The 22122-nt window shown below is 57.9% G+C and carries 17 protein-coding genes; 5 read left to right on the forward strand and 12 right to left on the reverse strand.

From position 1 onward, the window contains the following. Positions 1-7 precede the first annotated feature (7 nt). Complete coding sequence (gene soeB / locus OYT1_RS09515; protein WP_062626132.1) at positions 8-730, reverse strand: sulfite dehydrogenase subunit SoeB; 723 nt, start codon at positions 728-730, stop codon at positions 8-10. Further along, positions 727-3633, reverse strand: a complete 2907-nt coding sequence (locus OYT1_RS09520; protein ID WP_062626133.1) for a molybdopterin oxidoreductase family protein — start codon at positions 3631-3633, stop codon at positions 727-729. The genes soeB and OYT1_RS09520 overlap by 4 nt, the downstream gene beginning before the upstream one ends. Positions 3634-3870: 237 nt before the next feature. Between OYT1_RS09520 and OYT1_RS09525 the strand changes: the two genes are divergently transcribed. Then, positions 3871-5094, forward strand: a complete 1224-nt coding sequence (locus tag OYT1_RS09525) for a GAF domain-containing sensor histidine kinase (protein WP_062626134.1) — start codon at positions 3871-3873, stop codon at positions 5092-5094. Continuing rightward, positions 5087-5758, forward strand: a complete 672-nt coding sequence (locus tag OYT1_RS09530; protein ID WP_062626135.1) for a response regulator — start codon at positions 5087-5089, stop codon at positions 5756-5758. The genes OYT1_RS09525 and OYT1_RS09530 overlap by 8 nt, the downstream gene beginning before the upstream one ends. 124 nt (positions 5759-5882) lie before the next feature. Here OYT1_RS09530 and purL read toward each other — a convergent pair whose 3' ends face one another. Next, a complete protein-coding gene (gene purL, locus OYT1_RS09535) occupies positions 5883-9779 on the reverse strand; it encodes a phosphoribosylformylglycinamidine synthase (RefSeq protein WP_062626136.1) in 3897 nt (1298 codons plus the stop codon). Between the two features lie 71 nt (positions 9780-9850). Between purL and OYT1_RS09540 the strand changes: the two genes are divergently transcribed. The 3 genes from OYT1_RS09540 to OYT1_RS09550 are packed head-to-tail and all read left to right on the forward strand — an operon-like array spanning position 9851 to position 11811. Next, on the forward strand, positions 9851-10693 hold the full coding sequence (locus tag OYT1_RS09540) for an NAD(P)H-hydrate dehydratase (RefSeq protein ID WP_062626137.1): 843 nt from the start codon (positions 9851-9853) through the stop codon (positions 10691-10693). 3 nt (positions 10694-10696) lie between these two features. Then, positions 10697-11047, forward strand: coding sequence for a hypothetical protein (locus tag OYT1_RS09545; RefSeq protein WP_062626138.1), 351 nt, complete (start codon positions 10697-10699; stop codon positions 11045-11047). Positions 11048-11055: 8 nt separating this feature from the next. Further along, positions 11056-11811, forward strand: a complete 756-nt coding sequence (locus tag OYT1_RS09550) for a fused MFS/spermidine synthase (RefSeq protein ID WP_062626139.1) — start codon at positions 11056-11058, stop codon at positions 11809-11811. Positions 11812-12518: 707 nt separating this feature from the next. Here the strand turns inward: OYT1_RS09550 and mutY are convergent. From mutY to nuoI, 9 genes are all read right to left on the reverse strand, one after another. Further along, positions 12519-13574 carry an A/G-specific adenine glycosylase gene (mutY, locus tag OYT1_RS09555; RefSeq protein ID WP_062626140.1) on the reverse strand — a complete coding sequence of 352 codons (1056 nt, stop codon included), beginning with the start codon at positions 13572-13574 and terminating at the stop codon, positions 12519-12521. Further along, positions 13575-14972, reverse strand: a complete 1398-nt coding sequence (locus tag OYT1_RS09560; RefSeq protein WP_062626141.1) for a glycoside hydrolase 5 family protein — start codon at positions 14970-14972, stop codon at positions 13575-13577. Between the two features lie 8 nt (positions 14973-14980). Continuing rightward, the gene (locus OYT1_RS09565; RefSeq protein WP_062626142.1) at positions 14981-15526 is read right to left on the reverse strand and encodes an NUDIX domain-containing protein; all 546 of its coding nucleotides are present in this window, start codon (positions 15524-15526) and stop codon (positions 14981-14983) included. Positions 15527-15589: 63 nt separating this feature from the next. Next, positions 15590-17041 carry an NADH-quinone oxidoreductase subunit NuoN gene (nuoN, locus tag OYT1_RS09570; RefSeq protein ID WP_062626143.1) on the reverse strand — a complete coding sequence of 484 codons (1452 nt, stop codon included), beginning with the start codon at positions 17039-17041 and terminating at the stop codon, positions 15590-15592. A 22-nt stretch (positions 17042-17063) separates the two neighbouring features. Further along, complete coding sequence (locus OYT1_RS09575; RefSeq protein WP_062626144.1) at positions 17064-18548, reverse strand: NADH-quinone oxidoreductase subunit M; 1485 nt, start codon at positions 18546-18548, stop codon at positions 17064-17066. 25 nt (positions 18549-18573) lie between these two features. Continuing rightward, positions 18574-20673, reverse strand: coding sequence for an NADH-quinone oxidoreductase subunit L (gene nuoL / locus OYT1_RS09580; RefSeq protein ID WP_062626145.1), 2100 nt, complete (start codon positions 20671-20673; stop codon positions 18574-18576). Positions 20674-20677: 4 nt separating this feature from the next. After that, on the reverse strand, positions 20678-20983 hold the full coding sequence (gene nuoK, locus OYT1_RS09585) for an NADH-quinone oxidoreductase subunit NuoK (protein WP_062626146.1): 306 nt from the start codon (positions 20981-20983) through the stop codon (positions 20678-20680). Positions 20984-21007: 24 nt separating this feature from the next. After that, entirely contained in the window at positions 21008-21622 is a 615-nt protein-coding gene (locus OYT1_RS09590) for an NADH-quinone oxidoreductase subunit J (protein ID WP_062626147.1), read from the reverse strand. A 15-nt stretch (positions 21623-21637) separates the two neighbouring features. Continuing rightward, the gene (gene nuoI, locus OYT1_RS09595; protein ID WP_062626148.1) at positions 21638-22120 is read right to left on the reverse strand and encodes an NADH-quinone oxidoreductase subunit NuoI; all 483 of its coding nucleotides are present in this window, start codon (positions 22118-22120) and stop codon (positions 21638-21640) included. Positions 22121-22122 lie beyond the last annotated feature (2 nt).

The raw sequence follows: 22122 nt of genomic DNA on the forward strand, positions 1-22122 counted from the left end.
TTTAGCCTCAGTTGAGTTCTTCGGTGGTGGGCGGCAGGTTCTTGTCGAACGGTGCTCCGTCGATCTTGTGCGGATTGTCTGCACGGTACAGCTCGTCGGCACGCACTGGGATCGTCGTCTTGCGGCGCGGCAGATAATGGTTAGACGGTTTGGTGGCCGCCTCCGGCATCAAGGCATAGCCGCCACGTTCGCGGATCGCCACCGACACCTCGGAATCAGGATCATGCACATCGCCGAACAAGCGCGCACCCGGCGGGCAAGCCAGCACGCAGGACGGCTTACGCCTATCCTCCGGCAGTTTCTCGTCGTAGATTCGATCCACACACAAGGTGCACTTGGTCATCACCTTGCGCTCTTCATCGAATTCACGCACACCGTAAGGGCACGCCCAAGAGCAATACTTGCAGCCTATGCACTTGTCGTAATCGACCAGCACAATACCGTCTTCCTTGCGTTTGTAGGACGCGCCGGTCGGGCACACTGGCACGCAGGGCGGATCTTCGCAATGCAAACAGGATTTGGGGAAATGCACCGTTTCAGTGTTGGGGAAGCAGCCCACCTCGAAGGTCTGCACCCGGTTGAAGAACGTGCCATTCGGCTCGGCTTCGTAGGGGTTGAGGTCCACCAGAGAACCCGCCGCCCCGGACGTATTCCATTGTTTGCAGTTGGTCACGCAGGCATGACAGCCCACGCAAACATTCAGGTCGATTACAAGAGCAAGTTGAGTCATTTGTTCTTTCCTTTACCGGCGAACCACGCTTGCCAGCCCTGCTTGGCAGGCTTCATACCCGGCACTGGCTCCATAGGCTCGAACTGCGGGAAGCTGTGCTCCGGCTCGCCCGCTTCCGCTGGATAGATGCGCACGCGCACGTCGTACCAAGCCGCTTGTCCGGTGATCGGGTCGGAGTTGGAAAAATGCGTACCGTGCCGCTTTCCGCGCAGCTCTTCCGAGATTAGGTGATTGAGCAGGAATCCTTGCTGCGATTCGTTGGCATCTTTACTCAGGCTCCACGCGCCGGACGACTTGCCGATGGCATTCCACGTCCACACCGTGCCCGGCTCCACCGCTTCGGAGTAGCGGCACAGACAGCGCACCTTGCCCCATTGCGACTCGATCCACATCCAGCCACCGTCAGCGATACCTGCCGCTTCGGCGGTCGCCGAGTTCACGTACAGGTAGTTGTAAGTGTGGATCTGGCGCAACCAAGCATTCTGCGAATCCCACGAGTGGTACATCGCCATCGGGCGCTGGGTCAGCGCGTTCAGCGGATATTTCTTCAGGTCGCTCTGCTCGTCTTCCAGCGGCGCATACCAGAACGGCAGCGGGTCAAAATAGGTGGCGACGCGCTCGCGCAACTCCTCCGGCGGCTGCTTACCGGGACGCTTGCCCTCGGCTGCCAGACGGAAACCCTGTAGCAGTTCGGAATAGATGTGGATGATGATGGGATCGTTGTCGCGACGCAGACCGGCTTGCTGGGACCACTCCATGTAGTCCTTGTTCCAATTGCGCATGTACTGGCTGGACGGCGGCAGGTGGTACTGGAAGAAACAACCGTTCTTCTCGTACATCTCCCACTGCTTGGGGTTCGGCTCGCCACGCATCGCCTTGTCGCCATCTTTACCGCGCCAGCCAGTCAGGAAACCGATACCTGAGCCCGGAGCGGTCTCATAATTGATGACGAAATCCGGGTAGCTCTTGAACTTGCGCCCCCCTTCGGCAGTAGTGAACGCGGGCAGCTTGAGACGACTGGCCAACTCCACCAGCACTTCTTGGAAGGGCTTGCACTCGCCCGTGGGCGGCAGCACGGGAATACGCACCGCATCCACGGGGCCATCGAACTCGGAGATCGGACGATCGAGCATGGACATGCAGTCATGCCGTTCCAGATAGGTTGTATCCGGCAAGATCAGATCGGCGAACGCCGTAGTCTCGGACTGGAAGGCATCGCACACCACGATGAACGGGATCTTGTAGCCGCCATCTGGATTCTTATCGACCAACATGTCGCGCACCTGCGCTGTGTTCATGCTGGAGTTCCACGCCATGTTAGCCATAAACAGCAGCAACGTGTCGATCGGATACGGGTCGCCGCGCCATGCATTGGTGATGACGTTGTGCATCAGGCCGTGTGCCGACAGCGGATGCTCCCACGAGAATCCCTTGTCGATACGCACCGGCTGGCCTTCCGCATCAACGAATAGATCGTCCGGTGTTTCCGGCCAGCCCAACGGTGCACCGCCCAGCGGGGTGTTCGGCTGCACTGCCTCAGGGCCTTTGGACGGGCGCGCATTCGGCGGAATGGCGCGTGGATACGGCGCTTTGTGACGGAAGCCGCCGGGACGGTCGATGGTACCCAGCAACGACATCAAAATCGCCAACGCGCGTATGCTCTGAAAACCGTTCGAGTGCGCAGCCAAGCCGCGCATGGCGTGGAAAGCGACCGGATTGCCGGTGACGGTCTCGTGCTCCTCACCCCACCAGTCCGTCCATGGGATAGGCAGTTCGATCTTCTGGTCGCGCGCAGTAACGCCCATCTCGTGCGCGATGCGCTTGATGGTGTCGGCGGAAATGCCGGTGATGCCCTCAGCCCACTCCGGCGTGCAGTCAGCCACGCGCTCTTTCAGCAATTGGAATGCTGGCTTGGCGGTCGTACCGTCCGGCATGGTGAAGGTACCGTATAGACAGGGATCCGCACCCTTGGCGTGATCGTCCACCGGCTTGTTGCTCAAGCGATCCCACCAGTAGAAATTGTGCGGACGTAGCGGGTTGATCTTGTCGCCTTCGGGGTTGCGCACGAACATGCCGAACTCGTTGCTGGCCTCGTCCTGATTCACCAACTGACCGGAGTTGGTGTAGCGCGCCAAGAAATCGCGATCATAAAGACCGAGCGCGATGATCTCGCGGATGATGGCGAGGATCAGCGCACCGTCGGTGCCGGGCTTGATCGGGATCCACTCGTCGGCGATGGCGGCATAGCCGCTGCGCACCGGATTGATGGCGACGAAGCGTCCGCCGTTGCGTTTGAAATCGCCGATGGCACTCTTCAGCGGATTGGAGTGATGGTCTTCCGCCGTGCCGATCATGTAGAACACTTTGGCGCGCTCCAGATCGGGGCCGCCGAATTCCCAGAACGAGCCGCCGATGGTGTAGATCATGCCTGCGGCCATGTTGACCGAGCAGAAGCCGCCGTGCGCCGCGTAGTTAGGCGTGCCGAACTGGCGCGCGAACAAACTGGTGAGCGCCTGCATCTGGTCACGGCCGGTGAACAGTGCGAATTTTTTAGGATCAGTAGCGCGCAGGTGCGACAGGCGTTTTTCGAGGATGTCGAAGGTCTCGTCCCAGCTAATCTCCTCGAACTCGTTCGCGCCGCGCTCGCTGCCCGGCTTGCGGCGCAAAGGCTTGGTCAGCCGCGCCGGGGAGTATTGTTTCATGATGCCCGAGCCGCCCTTGGCGCAGATCACGCCCTTGTTCAGCGGATGGTCGGGGTTACCCTCGATGTAGCGCACCTCGCCGTCGCGCAGATGTACTTTGATGCCGCAGCGGCAGGCGCACATGTAGCACGTCGTAGTTTTCGTCGTGGTGGACGCATCAGGAAGGGGTGTCGCTATCGGATCATGTATGGGCGAGGACATATCTGCTCTTATATTTGGATTTTGTCGCAACGGCTGCTCTGAAAATCATGGCAGCACACCCGCTTTTGCAAGGTGCGCTATTAGGCGGAATCCCGCATCTGGGTGTCTATAACCTCATTGGGTGGGGCGCGACATAACCCTGATGGGGAGGATAGTTGATAAATTCATTTAGTCTGTTGATATTTTGAAGGATTCAGCTTAGTCTCGCGGGCGCTCTCCGTAATCAGGCTCAGGCCGATGCAAAATAATAAGTTACTCATTCAAAAAAACGTCCCTATAGGATTCGCTTGGCCCAGCGATCCCGAATTCGTCACGCCCGGCGAAAGCGGCGACTCCGCTCACCCAGATGCCGCACCTCAGGCTGGCAGATTGCGCACACTGCTGAAAAATACGTTAGAAAGCATCATCGGTACTGTCAATGCGACCGCCGGTGTCGTGCGTTTGCTTTCGCCCGACGGCAGCACCATGCGGATCATCAGTTCGGCGGGGCTATCTGCCGAGTTGAGGCAAGAAGCTGAAGACTTCGCTGAACTAGACTGTGCTGTTCGCGACTGCGCGACACTGGGACACGTCATCCATACATCGGACATCAGCGAGTGTAACTCCCGCCATAGTTGTCCGCATGCGACCTGCCGCTTCCAATCGCTGGTCGCTGCTCCGCTGGAAGCCCCCGGTGCGCCCGGCAAGCCACTCGGTATCCTGACCGTGTTCTTTGATGTCCAGCGCGATGCTTCCAGCCACAGCATGAACATCATCGCCGCCTTCGCCGAGGTGATGGGTGCGAGCATCGAACACACCCGCATCAACCGCGAGATCAAGCGCATCGAACGCATGAGCGCGCGCCAGGCGATGGCGAACGATATCCACGACACACTGGCACAGACCTTGATCTATGCGCGGATGCGCGTCAGCTTAGTACTGGAAGCCGTGCGCTTAGGTAACGAAGCGATGGCCACCAAGTACGCCCGCGACCTAGACGAGGCGCTAGAGATCGGCCAGAAAAGCGCGCGCGCTCTCATCACCGATTTCCGTGGCGAAATCGACGCGGGTGGTTTGCTGCCTGCCTTGCTCGAACTCACCGACCAATTCCGCGAGCGCAACGCCATCACCCTCGACTACCACAACCAGTTGGTCGATCTCGAATTACCGCTTGAGCATGAGATTCAGGTCTATCACATCGTGCGCGAGGCGCTGACCAACGTCGCCCGGCACTCCGGCGCAACGCATGCGCGGCTGTTCGTCGATGCCCGCAACGGCTATTACAACTTCACCGTTGAAGACAATGGCAGCGGCTCGCTCACCTTCACACCAGTGGAAGGCCACTATGGCATCATGATCATGCGCGAGCGAGCACAATGTATCGATGGTGCGATCACCGTCAGCAGCAAAGTTGGCAGAGGCACCCAAGTGCAATTATCTTTCCCCGAACCCTCGCTGGACTGGAGAGCAATAAATGACTGAGAAATTGAAGATCGTCCTGGTCGATGACCAAAGCCTGTGTCGGCGTGGTTTGAGTGAGCTACTGGCGAATTGCTACGGCTTCACCGTGCTGGGCGCGACTGGAGGCATCGACGAATTGCGCCTCCTGCTCGATCAAAAGCCCGACCTGCTGATCGTCGATCTGCGCATGAAACCGCTGGACGGTATCGCCCTGCTGGAGCAGTTACGCCGCGAAGGCTACGAGACTCCTGCCGTCATGCTCACCATGAGCGACTCCGAAACCGATCTATCGAATGCAATCCGCGCGGGTGTGCGCGGTTATCTGCTCAAAGACATGGCCCCCGACGAAGTGGTCGATGCCATCCGCCGCGTGGCGGCAGGCGAGTTGGTCGTCGCCCCGACCATGACCGTCAAAATGATCAACCTGCTACGCGGCGATAAATCCGGGCAAGAACCGAAGAACTCGCTCAAGCTGCTCACCGAACGCGAACGCGAGATCCTGCAACTGCTAGCGCGCGGCGAAAGCAACAAAGCCATCGCCCAAACCCTGTCCATCAGCTACGACACCGTCAAACTCCACGTCCGCCACATCCTCACCAAACTCAACCTATCGTCGCGGGTAAAAGCCGCTGTGCTGTTCGCTACTGAGCAGAATACGCCCAAGGAAGACACCACCTCGCGCTGAGCATGCTAGGGAACAGAGATGAGGGACTGATCCGAGTTAGCTGATCCACAGTTTTTCGATTGTTAAATTAAAGGCGACCATTCGGTCGCCTTTGTTCTGAACTCCCGCTCTCACGGAAGTGACGTTACCCCACCCACTTCCTTGCATTCTCAAACATGCGCAGCCACGCTCCATTCTCTTGCCATTCCTTGGGATGCCAAGAGTTCTGCACGGCACGGAACACGCGCTCGGGGTGCGGCATCATGATCGAGAAGCGACCATCCGGCGTGGTGAGGCCGGTGATGCCTTGCGGCGAGCCGTTGGGGTTGAGCGGATAGGTTTCGGTGGGGCTGCCGTAGTTATCTACGTAGCGCAGCGAGACCAGCGATTGCGCAGCTTTCAGCTTGTCGGCATTGCTGAAGTCGGCATAGCCTTCGCCGTGTGCCACGACGATGGGCATGCGACTACCGGCCATGCCATCGAACAAAATGGACGGCGACGGCTGTACTTCCACCATCACGAAACGGGCTTCGAATTGCTCGGACTGGTTGCGCGAGAAGTGCGCCCAGTGCTCCGCGCCGGGGATGATCTCGTGCAAATTGCTCATCATCTGACAGCCGTTGCACACGCCCAGCGCGAAAGTGTCGTTGCGCTGGAAGAAGGCCTCGAACTCGTCGCGCGCGCGCGGGTTGAACAAGATGGACTTGGCCCAACCCTCCCCTGCGCCGAGCACGTCGCCGTAAGAGAAGCCACCGCAGGCGACCACGCCCTTGAAATCATCCAACTTGACGCGACCGCTGATGATGTCGCTCATGTGGACATCGACGGAGGCGAAGCCGGCGCGGTCGAAGGCCGCAGCCATCTCGACGTGGCCGTTCACGCCTTGTTCGCGCAGGATAGCCATGCGCGGGCGGGTACTGAATACTGAGGGCTGAGTACCGAGTGCTGAGTGGGGCGCATTCGGGTCGTAGCTGAGTTTGACGTGCAGGCCAGGATCATTGGCATCCAGTAGGCGGTCGTACTCCTGTTGCGCGCAAGCGGGGTTATCGCGCAGTTTCTGCATCTGGTAGGTTGTTTCCGACCACATGCGGTGCAGGTTGACCACGCTGTCGCTGAACAGCGTTTCGCCTTGACGGCTGATGACGATATTGCCGGAAGTATTCAGCGTGGCGACGGGATGGATCTCGACCAGACCGGCGTCGTAGCAACGCCCCAACACCTCGGCCAATTCGCTGCGGCGCACTTGCAGCAGCGCGCCCAATTCTTCGTTGAACAGCGCACTCATCGTACTGCCGTGCATCTCGTTCAGATTCACGTCTAGGCCGGTGCGGGCAGCGAAGGCCATTTCGCACAGCGCCGCCAACATACCGCCGTCGGAACGGTCGTGGTAAGCCAGCAACTTGCCGTCGGCATTGAGCGACTGGATCACCTCGAAGAAAGTCTTGAGGCGGGCGGCATCGTCCACGTCCGGCGCAACATCACCGACCTGCTTGTACACTTGCGCGAGCGCCGAACCGCCGAGACGATTCTTGCCCAAGCCCAAGTCGATCAACAAGATCACCGTATCGGCATCGTTTGCCAGCTGCGGCGTCAGCGTCTTGCGCACGTCCGGTGTGGGCGTAAAGGCAGAGACAATGAGCGACAGCGGCGCGGTGACAGCCTTGCTCTCGCCGCCGTCCTTCCAGGTCGTCTTCATCGACATCGAGTCTTTGCCCACTGGGATACTGATGCCCAACGCTGGACACAGCTCCATGCCGACCGCTTGCACGGTGTCGAACAAGGCAGCGTCTTCGCCATGATGACCGGCGGCAGCCATCCAGTTAGCGGAGAGCTTGATGTCGCCGATCTTGGCGATGCGCGCGGCGGCGATATTGGTGATGGCTTCACCGATGGCCATGCGGCCGGAGGCTGGGCCGTTGATGACGGCGATAGGCGTGCGTTCACCGATGGCAAAGGCTTCGCCGAGGTAGGAGTTGTAACCCATCGTAGTGACGGCCACATCCGCCACCGGAACCTGCCACGGGCCGACCATCTGATCGCGCGCGGTGAAGCCGCCCACAGTGCGGTCGCCGATGGCGATGAGGAACGTCTTGTCGGCAACGGAGGGCAAACGCAGCACGCGCTCGATAGCGTCCTTGAGGGCAATGCCGCTGGTATCGAACGCTGGCAGTTTCACTGTTTCACGCACTACGTTACGCGTCATCTTGGGCGGCTTGCCCAGCAGCACGGACAACGGCATATCCACCGCATCGTTGCTGAATTCTTCGTCGTGCACCACCAAGCGGTCTTCGCTGATGGCGCGTCCCAGCACAGCAAATGGACAACGCTCGCGTTCGCACATGGCCGCAAATTCGTCCAGACGTTCCGCTGGTATCGCCAGCACGTAACGCTCTTGCGACTCGTTGCTCCATATCTGCATCGGCGACATGCCGCGCTCTTCATTCGGCACGTTGCGCAGTTCGAAGTGCGCGCCCTTACCGCCGCCATGCACCAGTTCCGGCAAGGCATTGGAGATGCCGCCCGCGCCCACGTCGTGGATGGACAGGATGGGATTGTTGTCGCCCAGTTGCCAGCAACGGTCGATGACTTCCTGCGCACGTCGCTCCATCTCAGGGTTGCCACGCTGCACCGAGTCGAAGTCCAGATTCTCGGCGTTCGCGCCCGTATCCATCGACGATGCCGCCCCGCCACCGAGGCCGATCAACATGCCGGGGCCACCCAACTGGATCAGCAGCGCGCCTTCCGGCAGATCGTGCTTGTGGGTGTGGGAAGCTGCGATGCTGCCGACACCGCCCGCCAGCATGATGGGCTTGTGATAGCCGCGCACCTCGCCGTTGACGCTCTCTTCAAAGGTGCGGAAATAGCCCGCCAGATTAGGGCGACCGAATTCGTTGTTGAACGCCGCGCTACCCAGCGGGCCATCCACCATGATCTGCAAGGGAGTGACGATGCGCCCTGGCTTGCCGATGGGGTCAGCTTCCCAAGGTTGCTCGAAGCCGGGGATGTGCAGATTGGACACAGAAAATCCAGCCAAACCCGCCTTGGGCTTGGAGCCGATGCCGGTCGCGCCTTCGTCGCGAATCTCGCCACCAGAGCCCGTAGCTGCGCCAGCGAACGGCGCGATGGCGGTCGGATGGTTGTGCGTCTCGACCTTCATCAGGGTGTGAGTCAACTCGCTGCTGAACGCATACGCACCACCTGCACGCGGATAGAAGCGCTCGATCTCAGCCCCTTCGATCACCGAAGAGTTGTCGGAATAGGCGATCACCGTGCCTTCGGGATGCAGCTTGTGGGTGTTGCGGATCATGCCGAACAGCGAGATGGCTTGCTGTTCGTCGTCGATGATCCAGTCGGCGTTGAAGATCTTGTGGCGGCAGTGCTCGGAGTTGGCTTGCGCAAACATCATCAACTCGACATCGGTCGGGTTGCGCTTGAGCTTGGTGAAATTCTCCACCAGATAGTCGATCTCGTCCGGCGACAGCGCCAAGCCGAGCTCGCGGTTAGCAACAGCTAGCGCGGCGTTGCCACCCGCCAGAATATCCACGCTGGACAGCGGTTGAGGTTCGCCGTGGCGGAATATCTTATCGACTGCGGTATCGATCTCGTTCAGCACCGATTCCGTCATGCGGTCATGCAGCAGCGGCAGCACCGCTTGCACTTCGGCTTGCGTCAGCGCCGCACCATTCTTGCTCGCCAGATAGAACACCACGCCGCGCTCGATACGCTCGACGGAAGGTAGAGAACAATGCAGGGCGATGTCTGTTGCCTTGGACGACCACGGCGAGATCGTGCCCAGCCGTGGCACCACCAATAAACGGGTGTATGCGGCAGCGGCATCCGGCTCACCCGCGCCTACATCCAGTCCCAACAAGCGATCCAGCAATCCGCCCTGCTCTGCCGACAACGCCGATTTAGTCGCCACAAAATACCAGTGACGGGTATCGGCGATGGTGACATTGGGAGCGAGCAACAACGCGGCGGCGCGCAATTTTTCGAGACGGAACGCGGATAACGCGGATTTGCCAGGGCAGACGAGGGACATAACAAGCACTCGGGGCGAAATAATGAGTTGCGATTATACTATGCGCCCCAACGACGACCGAACGAAAACTCGTGCCCATCTCCACCATAACGCAGCCGCAAGTCGCCCCCTTGCTCAAACCTCGCACGACGGACAGCCACAAAGGCATGTTCGGTAGCGTCTGGGTGATCGGTGGCGGCAGCGGGATGGTAGGCGCCGCACTGTTGGCTGGGCGGGCGGCCTTGAAGATGGGAGCGGGCTGCGTGCATATCGGACTGTTGGCGAGCGATGCGCCCAGCGTGGATTTCGTACAGCCGGAACTGATGCTGCATCGCATCGAACAAGGTTTGCCTGCTGTCGGCGATGTACTGGCCATCGGCTGCGGCATGGGCGTTTCGGCGCATGCGCAACGTCTGTTGCATGACGCGCTGTGGCTGGATGCGCCCTTGGTGCTGGATGCCGACGCGTTGAATCTGATCGCTGCTCATACTGACCTTGCCACACTGCTGCGCGAGCGAACTGCGGCGACCGTACTCACGCCGCATCCCGGCGAAGCCGCACACTTGCTGGCTTGTCGCACCGCCGACATCCAGTCCGACCGCCCCGCCGCCGCCCGCCGACTAGCGGAAAAATTCCGTTGCACCGTCGCCCTGAAAGGCGCTACCAGCCTTGTTTCCAGCGAGGATGGCACACTATATCAGAACACCACTGGCAATCCCGGCATGAGTGCGCCCGGCATGGGCGATGTGCTTGCGGGCATGATCGCGGCATTCCTCGCGCAAGGGGTTGCCACCACGGATGCCGCTAAACTCGCGGTCTATCTGCACGGTGCAGCGGGTGACGCACTGGCCGAGTTCGGCGTAAAACTAGGGATGACTGCGAGCGAACTCACTGACAGCGCGCGGCACGTATTGAATCAATGGCAAACCAAGTGAAGCATGGCAAAAGACATCACCGATTACAGCACTGTTGACTTCATCCCGCCCGAGCTGCACGTAGCTTGCGGCCAAGTGCTGATGGACAGACAACAGCAGCTCGCCATCGTCGCCAGAAAAGATGATGTGCATGTGCATCTGGTACGAGAAAAGTCTGGCTTGATGAGGCTGACCAAACACACGGCACAAGAGTTGGTGGAACATTGGTCGGACGCCGAGTTTCCAGTCGATGAAGCGTTACCCAAGCTGCTCGCCTTGAGTAAACAACTGGGCGCCACGCAAGCTGCCCGACAGGCGCTGGACAAGCTCGACCAGCAACTGCATGCACCACAACAAAATCAATTATTCGTATAGGCAATCCGATGGCAACCTCGATCGACATACGCGAAGAAGCGGGCGTGCGCACGCTGCACTTCGGTTCGGACTGGATACAAGGCGCGATGCGCATCGCCCGTCCGTGGAATCTGGAGCTAGATTACACCCGCGAGATGATGACTTCGCTCTTACTTCGGGAAGACTCGCGCTACCCACGTAAAGTGCTGCTCATCGGCCTCGGCTCTGCGTCACTCACCAAGTTCCTTTATCGCAACTACCCGCTGGCGAAACTCGATGTCGTGGAGATCGATCCCGGCGTGGTCGCTGCCGCTCGGCAGTTCTTCAAGCTACCGGACGACCCGCAGCGCCTCCACCTGCACATCTCTTGCGGCGCAGACTTTCTGCTGAACACCGGCAAGCAATGGGACTTGATCCTAGTCGATGGCTTCGATGCACTCGGTCGCGCTGGGGTGCTGGATACGCAGACATTCTACCTGATGTGCCGCGCCCACCTGAGCGAGCAAGGCATCATGGCGGTGAACCTGCTGGGTCGCAGCCGGGGCTTCAAAGCCAGCGTCGAACGCATCCGCGAAGCATTCGATGGCCGCGCACTGTGCTTCCCCTCCTGCGATTCCGGCAACACCATCGCCTTTGCAGCGGCGGGCGATGCTGTGGAAACCTCCCTGCTCGACCTCAAGGACGCTGCCCGCGAACTGAAAGAACGCACCGGCCTCAACCTGCTGCCCACGCTCACGCGACTGGAACAGGCGCAGACGTGTGAGGGCGGACTGTTTACGCTTTGATCGCAAACAGTATGGTCTGACCAGAGTTGGAATAGCGGATCGATTCGGCATAAATTACGCCACGGTCAGCGGGCAGTTAAGTGGGGGAGGGTGACCTGTTCACCAGCCTTAGGGCAAGGATTGGATCCAAGTTGGTTAGATTCCAGTAGAACTTTCTTGAACAAGGACTTAACTTGATTAGCCCGGCTTGAAAACCTACTGCAGATGCAGTAAATATAATGATCGACTGGGGTAAAGCGATATATGGGAAATAATCTAAAAAATGAGGGAAAGTATCCTAGAGCTTCGCTATTTTATTTCTGCCTATTTCTGACATCGATATTTGGCCCAACGGCATATTTATTTCACGGAAAAGTGCTCGAATGGCTCGGGGGAGCATTATTCTCATTTGTATTGCTTGTGGTGGTTTATTGGAGGTACGGTGAGCTTGGCAATATAAGAAAAGCTGTTATAACCGCATTTGCTGTCAGTAGTTCGATATGCTACCTCGCGTATCTGCTTCCAGATTCCAGATATATGCTGCTACCTGGAATGGCATGGATATTTCATATGATGTATTTTTGCTTTGTTGGGCCAGGAACACATGTATATGAAGTAATGTGCATGCATGACAAAAAAACAAGGTAGGGCACACTCAATAGTGCCCCGAATGTATGTCTCGTTTCTTAGCAACTTTCAGCCAACGGAGCGCAGGCAATTGTACGAAGTCAAATCCCTGTCGCACGCCCTGCGTTAAGAGTTAGCAGCAACTGCCGGACCGGGGTCGAGATGGCGGCTTGCAGGGCATCGCTAACTTCCAGCCAGACAGTGCCCGCCTCTGCTGCTTGAGTAGGTATGCGTTGCGAGCTCACCAGCAAGGGATGGATGCTTAACTTGAAGTGGCTGAAGGTGTGGACGAAGCCGGGCAATTCGCGGCACTCGTTCGTTTCAATTCCGGTGCGCGTGCAATAGGCTCGCGCCTCCTCCGCCGTATCGAACTGCGGCAAGCTCCACAGACCGCCCCAGATGCCAGACGGCGGGCGCTTTTCCAGCAAAATGTCATTGCCGTGCATCGCTAGCAGAAATACCGCTTGGCGCTCGGGCACAACCTTCTTGGGACGTGCCGCGGGAAACTCCGCCACGCGATCAGCTTGATACGCGGCGCAATCGGTATGCACTGGACACTCCTGACAGCGCGGCTTACTGCGGCGGCACAGCGTCGCGCCCATGTCCATCAGCGCTTGGGTGTAGATGGCGACATCGCTTGCTGGCAACCGCGCTTCGGCCAGCTTCCACAACTCCGCTTCCACCCTGCCATCGCCCGGCCAACCGGCGACTCCGCCGTGACGCGCCAGTACGCGCTTGACGTTGCCATCGAGAATGGCTCGGCGCTGGTGGAACGCCAGCGCGCAGATGGCGGCAGCGGTGGATCGCCCGATGCCGGGCAACTCTTGCAACTGCTCGAAGTGCTCGGGGAACACGCCGCCAAACTGGCTCACCACTTTCTGCGCGGCACGATGCAGATTGCGGCCGCGCGAGTAATAACCCAGCCCGCTCCACAGCGCCAACACTTCGTCTTCGGTGGCAGCGGCAAGCGCGACGACATCAGGAAAGCGCTCGATGAAGCGCAGGAAATATGGCACGACGGTGGTGACTTGCGTTTGCTGCAACATGACTTCCGACAGCCACACGCGGTAGGCATCCGCACCTTGCCAAGGCAGATCATGGCGTCCGTGCTGGCGCTGCCAGCGGATCAACCGAACTGCGAAGGAGTCTCCCGCCATCTAGGGAACGACCACCTGCACGGTATTGGAAGGCGCGGAGTCGCCATTGGCGTTGCGCGCAATGACGCGATAACTCCACGTGCCCGCTGGCGGATGGTCACGGTACAGGGAAAGGCGTGGAATGGGTTTGCTGTCCAGCATCTGCGGCTGGGCATCACCGATGTCCGTGGCCAGCGTCTGCCAGCGTCCGTCCGCTCCGGCGCGCTGCACCTCGTAACTATCGGCTCCGGTCGAGCCTTGCCAGTTGAGCGCAACGGGAAAGCGAATCGGCAGTAGCGTAGGTGCATCCGGCGAGTCTTCAGGCGGCACGGGCAGATCGCGGATGGCGAACGCGGCTTGGCGCAGCGCGGAGAAGATCTGCCGCTCGCCTTTAGGAAGATTGGAACTGAAACCCGGATATTGCAGTGAGTCGCTATTGCCGTCGAAGTCCGAGTGATAGTAGAAGCCGCCCGTTTCAGCCCGGAAACGTAAGGACCAAGCCAGCGCGCCCGCAGCAGGCGAAGTCATGGTCTGGCTGACGATCTTGCTCACTTGTTGCACGCTGGACGGGTTGAATTCACCATAGAAATACACCTTGCCCGCACGCGCCGCCTGCTCGGCAAAACCAACGAACTGATCGTCGGTGTAATGGGTCGTCACGATGTCGATATTGCTATCTTGCAGCGACACGGCGGGAATAGTCTTGTGGCCACCATCGACGATGAGGTGATTACGATCGTGTCGCTTGAGATGCGCGGCCATCTCGCTGAGCCAGTTCGCATTGGCCTTGTCGATCTCGTTGCCCAGCTCCCAGGCCATGATGGTGGGATCGTCCTTGTAGAGGCGGCCATTGACGGTGTTCTTGCGATTCAGCAACCAAGTGAGAAAATCCTTGTAAGCGGCTTTGGCCTTGGCATCCGTCCAAAAATCCTGCGCCCCCGCCAGTTTCGCCCACTCGGCATAGCCGCCGAACCACTCCCAATTGTCCACCAACGGGATGATGACGCGCACGCCCTCCTCCGCCGCGATGGCTAGGCCACGATCCACGTCGCGGAACAGTTGTTCGTTGTAGCTGATCTTGCCGTTCGCATCGGCGTAGATATGCGCCATGCGGCCATCGACGTTGCGGCCACCTTCGACGGCGAAGCAATAGGCACGAAACACCTGACCGCCCAGACGCTTGACCGCCCGCGCTGCATCACGCTGCTCGAACGCCGTGACGCGATGCCAAGATGGCTCACGCACATCACCGGTATCTTCGAGGATGAAGTAATTGGGAATGTTGACGGAGACGAAGCGGTAAGACTTGCCATCGAGCAACAGGCTGCTGCCATTGCGGGTGACGAACGACTCGTGTGCCGACGCGCTTAACGTAGTCAATAGAAAAGCCGAAAGCAGGAAATTACGTAGCATATCCATGATGCAGCCTACTTAGCCCAACCCGCCAAGTGCTTCTCCAACCAGAACAGGCCAAGCATGGTCTTGCTGTCGTTGATGCGACCGTCCTTCACCCAGGCCATCGCCTCATCGAAAGGCAGCTCGAACACCTCAAGGAACTCGCCCTCGTCCAATTGGCGACCTTCGTGGGTCAAGCCGCGCGCTAGAAAATACTCCATACGCTCGTCGGCATAACCGATGCATGGCCAAGCCGTGGTCAGATGCGTCCACTCGCGAGCAACGTAGCCGGTCTCTTCCAGCAATTCACGTTTGGCGGTGAGTAGGATGTCTTCTCCGTGGTCGATCTTGCCAGCGGGAATCTCGATGAACTCCTGCGCCGGAGCGTAACGGTACTGGCGCTCGAACAACAGATTGCCGTTATCTAGTATCGCCAACACAGCGACAGCTCCGGGATGAGTGATGTACTCGCGCTGACTGACGCTGCCATCGGGCAAGCGTGCATCGTCCTTGTGTACCTTGAGGAAGGCGCCGTCATACACCAGCGCGGTAGTAAGTTGAGATTCTTTCAATTCCATTTCCTACTCCACAAATGAATACTCCCGCACTAGGCGGGAGCATCGTCGTAAAATCGCCGCCGCTTAGTGTAGCAACAGCGACTGCTGCACGGACACTGCGCAAATCGACATCAGCGTGCTGGGCAAGATACCGAGGAACAAAACGCCCAGTCCATTGAACGTGATGAGCAAGGAAGTATCCGCCTGATACTGGATAGGCTCGTGGCTTTCCGGGGTATCGAAGTACATCAGCTTGACCACGCGCAGGTAGAAGAACGCGCCCACCAGCGAGAACAGTACAGCGATGATCGCCAGCGGGATGTGGCCAGTTTGAACGACCGATTGCAACACCGAGAATTTGGCGTAGAAGCCGACGGTCGGAGGTACACCCGCCATCGAGAACATCAGCAACAGCATCATGAAGGCCAACCAAGGACTACGTTGATTCAGCCCCTTATAATCGTTCAGATTGTCAGCCTCAAATCCTTCACGCGACATCAACATGATCATGCCGAAACCACCCAGCGTCATCAGCACGTAAGTCACAGCGTAGAACATGGCCGAGCTGTAACCCTCGATATTGCCACTGAGCACGCCCAACAACAGATAGCCCATATGTGCGATGGTCGAGTAGGCGAACATGCGCTTGATATTGGTCTGCGCGATCGCTGAGAGGTTACCGATAGCGATGGACAAGATAGCCAGTATCGCCAACATACTCGACCACTCCACCACCAGCGGCTGCAAGGCTTCAACCAGAATGCGCATCACGAAAGCGAAGGCAGCCAGCTTAGGTGCAGAGCCGATCAGCAACGTCATCGGTGTCGGTGCGCCGTGATACACGTCCGGCACCCACATATGGAAAGGAACCGCGCCCAGCTTGAAGGCCAAACCAGAAACAACGAACACCAGACCGAACACCAGCAGTTGCTTGTTATAGACACCTTGTTGGATCGCATCGGAGATCTTGTAGATTTCCAGTGAGCCGGTCGCGCCATAGATCATAGACATGCCGTACAGCAACAAGCCAGATGCCAAGGCGCCCAAGATGAAATACTTCATCGCTGCTTCAGTCGCCACAGCCGAGTCACGCTGCAATGCCACCATCGCGTACAACGACAAGGACAGCAATTCCAAGCCCAGATACAGCGTCAGGAAGTGGCTAGCAGAGATCATCACCATCATGCCCAGCAATGCAAATAAGGTCAGCGACATGAACTCGCCACTGAACAGACCTCGCGCCAGCAAATAGGTGCGGGAATAGACCAGCATCATGGAGACGGCCAGATAAGCCAGCAACTTCAGCACGTCGGACATCAGATCATCGACATACATGTTGCTGAACACATTGGCGATGCCATCGGTGTGAGTCGCCACCGTGATAAAGGAGCAGCCCAGCAGCGTCAGTTGCACCATCATGTAGGTGAACATCTTGCCGCGCCCAGTAACGAACAAATCAGCGATGAGAATTACGCAGACCATCGTCAGCAGGAAGATTTCCGCGCCAGCGTGGAACAGATTGGTAGCCAGATTCATATCAACCTCAGTAACTTAGGGCTTACAACTTGGAACGGGCAACATGCACCAGCAGGTCGTTCACCGATGCGTGCATGATTTCCGTGAACGGCAGCGGATACAGACCCATGCCCAACACAGTGATCGCCAAAATAATGAATATCAGCTTCTCACGTCCATTCAGATCGGTCAGTTCAGCCACGTGGTGATTGGCTACTGCGCCGAAGATCACGCGCTTGTACATCCACAGCGTATAAGCCGCACCGAAGATCAGGGTAGAGGCTGCCAAGAAGGCGTACCAGAAATTAGCCTTGACCGCGCCCATGATCACGATGAACTCGCCGACGAAACCGCTGGTACCGGGCAAGCCGGAGTTAGCCATGGCGAACAGCATGAAGAAGGCAGAGAACACCGGCATGGTGTTGGCAACGCCACCGTAATCAGAAATCTTGCGCGAGTGCATACGGTCATACAGCACACCGATACACAGGAACAGCGCCCCCGCGACGAAGCCGTGCGAAATCATCTGTACCAGCGCACCTTCCATACCGTAGGTATTGAAGATGAAGAAACCTAGGGTCACAAAGCCCATGTGCGAGATGGAGGAGTACGCCACCAGCTTCTTCATATCAGACTGAGTCAGCGCCACCAAGCCGATATACACCACGGCGATGAGCGACAGCGCGATCATCATGCCGGCTAATGAATGGCTGGCATCAGGCGCGATAGGCATGGAGAAACGCAGGAAACCATACGCCCCCACCTTCAACATGATCGCCGCCAGCACCACGGAACCGCCGGTAGGTGCTTCCACGTGAGCATCGGGCAACCAAGTGTGAACCGGGAACATCGGTACTTTCACCGCGAACGCCATGAAGAACGCCAAGAACACCAAGATCTGCGCGGTCATTGGGATCGGCATCTGGTGGAAGTCCAGAATCTCGAAGCTGCCGCCGGACTGGTTGTACAGGTACAACAGTGCGACCAACATCAGCAGCGAGCCGAGCAAGGTGTAGAGGAAGAACTTGACCGCCGCATAGACGCGGTTCGCACCGCCCCATACGCCCACGATGATGAACATCGGGATCAACATCGCTTCCCAGAACACGTAGAACAGCACCGCATCCAGCGCAGCGAACACGCCGTTGACGATACCGGACATGATCAGGAAGGCCGCCATGTATTGAGCCACGCGCTTCTCGATCACTTGCCAGCCGGCGATGACCACCAGCGGCGTGAAGAAGCTGTTCAGGATGATGAACAGAACCGAGATACCGTCCACACCCAAGTGATAGTGGATGTTGTAACGGATGATCCAATCCTTCATTTCCACAAACTGCATGGCGCTAGTCACCTTGTCGAAGCCGGTGTACAGCGGGATGGTGACCAAGAAGCCCAGCACCGCGCCTACCAACGCGATGATGCGCGCCAAGGGCGCATTGCGGTCGTCACCAGTAGCCATCACCAGCACGCCAAAGATGATGGGCAGCCAGATGGCGACGCTCAGTACAGGTAATCCAAGAATCATGCTGTCGTTCCTCTAAATCTTGCGCTTATTCAAACCAGTTCCGAATGGTCAACAGGACGAATACCCCGGTGATCATGGCGAAAGCATAGTGGTAGATGTAGCCGGACTGCACGTGGCGAACCACGCTGGACACGCGGCCAACCAACCACGCAGAGCCATTCACGACCAAACCGTCGATCAGGCGCACGTCACCGAAGCGCCACAAGAATCTGCTGGCGCCACGCGCACCCGCAGCAAAGAACCAATCGTTGAAGCGGTCGAAGAAATACTTCTCTTCCAGCAGATTGTGAATGGCGGAGAAACGCTGCTTGATCGCTTCAGGAATATCCGGACGCTTCATGTAGAAGAACCAAGAGGTCAATACACCTGACAGTGCCAACCAGAACGGCAAGCTGGTCACCGCGTGCAATGCCATCGCCACGGGGCCATGGAACTCTTCATGCATCTCGTGCAACGCCTCGTGATGCTCGGAAATGAAGATCGCATCGGTGAAGTAGTGGCCATACAGCATCGGCTCGATGGCGATGAAGCCGATAGCCACGGACGGGATCGCCAACAAGATCAACGGCAAGGTGACGACCCAAGGCGATTCGTGCGGCTTCTGGCCGGGAGCCAATCCGTGGTGGTGATCGTGCGCAACTTCTTCTTCGTCGTGATCGCCATCATGGGCATCATGGCTACCATGTTCATCAGTGTGAACGGCATGATGGTCGTCGTGCTTTGCATCGGCGTGGCCGGCGTGATGATCATCATGATGAGCCTTACCGAAACGCTCTTCACCGTGGAACACCAAGAAGTACATACGGAAGGAGTAGAACGCAGTCACAAACACGCCGATCAGAACCGCAACGTGGACGATGCCAGCCACCGGCAGATGCGACAGACCGACCGCTTCGATGATGCTGTCCTTGGAGTAGAAGCCGGAGAAGAACGGTGTACCGATCAAAGCCAGCGAGCCAATCAAGGAAGTGATCCAAGTGATGGGCATGTACTTCTTCAAGCCGCCCATGTTGCGCATGTCTTGATCGTGGTGCATGCCGATGATGACGGAACCTGCGGCAAGGAATAACAGCGCTTTGAAGAACGCATGGGTCATCAGGTGGAACACGGCGACCGAGTAAGCGGAGGCACCCAGCGCCACAGTCATGTAGCCCAGCTGCGACAGCGTGGAATACGCCACCACGCGCTTGATGTCATGCTGAACGATGCCAAGGAAGCCCATGAACAGCGCAGTGATCGCACCGATGACCATTACGAAGGACAGCGCAGCCTCCGACATCTCATACAGCGGCGACATACGTGCCACCATAAAGATACCGGCGGTCACCATGGTCGCGGCGTGGATCAGTGCGGAGATCGGTGTCGGGCCCTCCATCGAATCAGGCAACCAGACGTGCAACGGGAATTGCGCCGACTTGCCCATCGCTCCGATGAACAACAGCACGCAGATCGCTGTGATCAGATTGGCAGAGATGCCAGGAATCGGAGTCATATCGGTAGCATGCTGCCCAGCAGCGGCGAATACCGCTGCGTAGTCGAGCGTACCAAACACCATCAGCACCAAGCCGATTCCAAGCAGGAAGCCAAAGTCACCAACTCGGTTGACCAAGAATGCTTTCAGATTGGCATAGATAGCCGTCGGACGGGTGAACCAGAAACCGATCAGCAGGTAAGAAACCAAGCCCACCGCTTCCCAGCCGAAGAACAACTGCATGAAGTTGTTGGACATCACCAGCATCAGCATGGAGAAGGTGAACAACGAGATGTAGCTGAAGAAGCGCTGATAACCAGGGTCTTCCTGCATGTATCCGATAGTGTAGATGTGAACCATCAGCGACACGAAGGTCACCACCAGCATCATCATCACGGTCAGACGGTCGATCAGGAAGCCGACTTCAAAGCGCGTATCGCCCGCCATCATCCAGGTATAGACCGAGCCATTGAACGTATGTCCAGCCATCACGTCGTTGTAGATGGTCACGGACAGGGCGAAGGCAATCGCCACCATCAGGATGGTGATGCGATGGGACCAAGCGCGTCCCAAGACTTTGCCGAAGAGACCCGCTGCGATCGCTCCGAGAAGCGGAGCGGCAGGAACCATCAGGTAGGTTGATTGCATACTCATCGGGTCAGCCTTTCAAGCTTTCTAGGTCATCCACGTTGATAGTGCGCAGATTGCGGAACAGCACCACCAGAATCGCCAGACCGATAGCCGCTTCAGCAGCAGCCACAGTCAGGATGAAGAACACGAATATCTGCCCGGATGGGTCGTTCAGATAGTGCGAGAACGCGACGAAATTGGTATTCACCGCCAACAACATCATCTCGATGGACATCAGCAAGATGATCACGTTCTTGCGGTTGAGGAATATCCCCACCACACTGATTGCGAAGAGGATCGCGCTCAGTACCAAGTAATGCGACAAGGTCAACATATTGTTCTTTTCTCCCCCGATACCTTAAGCGGCGCTGTCGCTGCCGGACTTCTCGGCTGCCACCTGTACGATGCGCAGACGATCCGATTTCTTAACTTGCACTTGCTTGCCCGGATTCTGCGACTTCACACCGATACGGCGACGCAGCGTCAGCGCGATTGCAGCCACCATCGCCACCAACAGAATCACCGCTGCGATCTCGAACGGATAGACGTAATCGGTATAGATCAGACGCCCCAGTTCCTTGATGTTGCTATAGTCAGCCGCGTGACGCACCATGCCTTCGGTCGCGGCAGTCTTGCGATTGCCCAACACATAGATCATTTCACCGACCATCACTAGTGCCAGCGCTGCTCCAAACGGGAACCAGCGCCAGAAACCCTCACGCAACTGATCCAGATTGATGTCAAGCATCATCACTACGAACAGGAACAGCACCATCACCGCACCAACATAGACCAACACCAGCGTGATGGACAGGAACTCCGCTTCCAGCAACATCCAGATGCCTGAAGCACAACAGAATGCCAGCACTAAAAACATCGCCGAGTGCACCGGGTTGCGAGCCGTGATGACACGCAATCCAGCAAACAACAGCAGCGCGGCGAATACGTAAAAAACCAGTGATTCCAGATTCATCGATTCCACCCTTCCTTAACGGTACTTGGCGTCAGCCGCCCGATCTTTGGCGATCTGAGCTTCATTCTTGTCGCCCACGGCCAGCAGCATTTCCTTGGTGTAATACAAGTCGCCGCGATTCTCACCGTGATATTCGAAGATGCGTGTTTCAACGATGGCATCGACTGGGCAAGATTCTTCGCAGAATCCGCAGAAGATGCACTTGGTCAAATCGATGTCGTACTGCGTGGTGCGACGTGAACCATCAGCGCGTTCGGCTACTTCGATCTTGATCGCCAGCGCAGGGCACACGGCCTCGCACAGCTTACATGCGATGCAACGCTCTTCGCCATTGGCATAGCGACGCTGGGCGTGCAGACCACGGAAACGGAAGCTTTGCGGCGTCTTTTCATCCGGGTACTGCACTGTGATCTTGCGCTTGAACAGGTGACGCCAGGTCAAGGCCATGCCCTTGAGCAGCTCAACCAGCAGGAATGTCTTGAAAAATCTTTGGATCATCG

Origin of the sequence: Ferriphaselus amnicola (genome assembly GCF_000974685.2) — a bacterium.
GTDB classification, from domain to species: Bacteria; Pseudomonadota; Gammaproteobacteria; order Burkholderiales; family Gallionellaceae; genus Ferriphaselus; species Ferriphaselus amnicola.